Origin of the sequence: Novipirellula sp. (assembly GCF_041583735.1) — a bacterium.
Classification (GTDB): Bacteria; Planctomycetota; Planctomycetia; order Pirellulales; family Pirellulaceae; genus Novipirellula.
Window position 1 is genome coordinate 1 of sequence record NZ_JBFHFD010000861.1, and the last position, 3014, is coordinate 3014.

1 pseudogene is annotated in these 3014 nt (G+C 57.4%); it reads left to right on the forward strand.

From position 1 onward, the window contains the following. Positions 1–123: 123 nt before the first annotated feature. Positions 124–3014: pseudogene (locus tag ABX962_RS33830) on the forward strand (cyclic nucleotide-binding protein); the annotation flags it as partial.

Sequence of the window (3014 nt, forward strand, 5' to 3'; positions counted from 1 at the left end):
CAAACGGTCATCAGCCCAATCGACATGGCAGTGACACGGCCGACGATCATCAACAGCAGCATCAGCGTGTCGGCCGACGCGGCGATGGCGGCGACCCCCGATACGTTTGCCGAGTCGCGATTCATGACCTCCTCGGCAAGCGGTCCCGTGTTTACACCGGACTACTCACGAGTCGGGCCTCACATTCGCGGCAACCAACTCGACGACAACACCATCAACGGTTTGTTTGTTCGCGTCGCCACGCGAACCGGCGGCCAGTTGCAACCGCTGACTGTCGGCGCTCGGCTTGACGACACCGACATCGTTCATGTTTTGACGGAAAACCTACAAATCACCGGTTCGGCTGGCGGTTTGGTCCAAACCGTTGACGCCCCGGTCAGCTTGCTAATCCGCGCTTCGTCAACGGACACCGCGGGCGAACCGCTCGAAGGCAATATGGTTGCCGGATCGTACCGCTACCGCATGACGTTCACCACGTCTGGCGGAGTTGAAAGTGATGCGAGCCAGCCCACTGCGGCGTTTACGTTGCAAGATGATGGCGCATTGCAATTGACCGGTTTACCAACCGTGCCTGCATCGTCAACGTTCACATCACGACGACTCTATCGCGCGACCGTTCAAGCCGATGGCAGTGACGGTCCGTACTTGTTGGTCGCCAGCTTGAATGCAAGCGACACCGCGTTTATCGATACGGCACTGGCAGGCAGCACGGCACTTTCGGCGACCACGGGCCAACGCACATCGCGACCCGATGCAGGACTAACCGTCGATCCCGGCACGATCATCAAACTCGATGGTGCTCGCATCGACGTCACCTTTGGTGCCCATTTCTACGCCGAAGGCACCGCCGCACGCCCCGTCATCATGACCAGTTTGGCCGATAACCGTTACGGTGCTGGCGGAACGTTTGACACCAACAGCACGAACACGACCGACACGCTCAGCCATGGCGATTGGGCGGGACTTTATGTCGGCTTCGGTGGTGCAGCCTCGATCGATCATGCCGTGATCGCAGGTGGCGGTGGTATCTCTCGTATCCCTGGTGGATTCGCCAGTTTCAATGCCATCGAAGTTCACCAAGGCGAACTGCGTGTGGCGAACAGCCGCTTTGAAATGAACGATGACGGACGAGAAATCGTCAATGTCGATGATCCCGACCGTGGTGGCCGCAGCGACAACGCGAGCGGCACCATCTTTGTTCGCGCCGCACAACCAGTCATTGCTAACAACACGTTTATCGGTGGCTATGGACCAGTCGGCACCTTCGACGTCAACAGTTTCTCGTTCAACGAAGTCACCGATGCTGGCCGCAGCACCGGTCGGATCGACATGGTTCGGTCTACGGGCAATAGCGGTCCGCTGATCCAAGGCAACCGCTTGGCACAAGACGAAGACCTTGCGGACACGGTTGATCGTTTCGGTCTAAATGGCATCGAAGTCCGCGGCGGTGCCGTGTCGACCGAAGTCGTCCTCGACGACGTCGATATCGTCCACATCGTTCGTGACACGATCGAAATCCCGAACCAACACATCTACGGTGGCATGCGTCTAGAAAGTGACGCACGTGGAAGTCTGGTCGTGAAGTTTGAAGGTGCCACTGCCGGCATCGTGGCGGGTGGAAACCTGCAAACATCCGAAGATCAGTTCCAGGACATTGCCGACCGCATCGGCGGCAGCTTGCAAGTCGTGGGCCATCCTGATTTCCCCGTCGTGTTGACTGCCTTGGTCGACGATACGATTGGTGCTGGATTCCGACCTGATGGCACCCCATCGGTGGACACCGATGCCAATGGGATTCGCCAATCGATCCTGTCGTCTCAAACCGCGACAACGGCGACGCCTCCGGGGCTTCCCGTTGGCCCAGAGTACGACCGCACCGATCGCGAAGTCGACAATGGAACCCGCATCGACAACGACATTGACCCGAACGTCATTGGATTCTTCGAGGGCACCGTTACCGATGGCAACGAGGTGACCAATATCTCGGTCACGGGAATCGATCAAGTGACCGCGACGCGATTGCAACAGCAAAACTATGGTTTCTTGGAAACCACGGTCGTTGATATTGACTATGTGCCCTTAGCTGGAATTCCGTTCCGGCTTGTCGACACCACGTTCCGCTTGAGCCAAACGACGATTACGCGTCCTGCCACGCTGATTTCCGACGACACGGTCATTAGCGAAGGGACGTTCAACATGTTGAACAACACCGCGACTGACCCACGTCCGGTGAACTGGGTTGCCACGACGTTCTTCTTGGACAATCGTGCGGTGATGTACACCACGGTCGAATTCTTTACGCCGGACAATCGTGACTTCGGTGATGCGATCGTCGGCGACATCCAAGTCATCAACTATCTCGACGCCGACGTCGGCAATGGAAACACGGATACGCTTTACAGTGTTGGCGTTCCTGGTGAACAAGACTTCCGTGCGATGGTCCTCAACGGGCAAAACCGGGTTGGTTTCAGCCATGGTGGTATCTACGTCAACGACGGAACAAACCAGTTCAACGCCAGCTACGATGGTTGGATGGCCGACGATGCCGCTCGTTTGCTGACTGCGGTTGACACAGAGAACACCAACTTCACCGTGTTGGGTGATATCGATCAAGCGTTAACCGCGCAGGCCAACGATCCGTTGTTCCCCAACGCGACCGCGGCGTTTGGCATTGGCGACATCGGCACCAGTTTCGCATGGACGCTCGATTCGGCTCAGGACCGAGCCAAAGTGACCAGTTTCATCGAATGGATTCCAAGTGACCCGGCGAACCCGTTTGTGGTCCAATTGCCGCTGAATATCGAAGGCAGTGGCGACTGGGACGGCATTACGATTCGCGAAGCCGCCGCAGACCGCAACGTTTCAATCACCACCGAAAACGAGCCACGCAACGTGGGCGTTTCGGATACCAACCCGACTCCGGGTCAGTCTCAGTTCCTTGGCGAACTCGCCCCGAACCAAACTTCGGGCGACGAGAATCGCCGACTTGGATTTATCGTTGACGGTTCGATCAG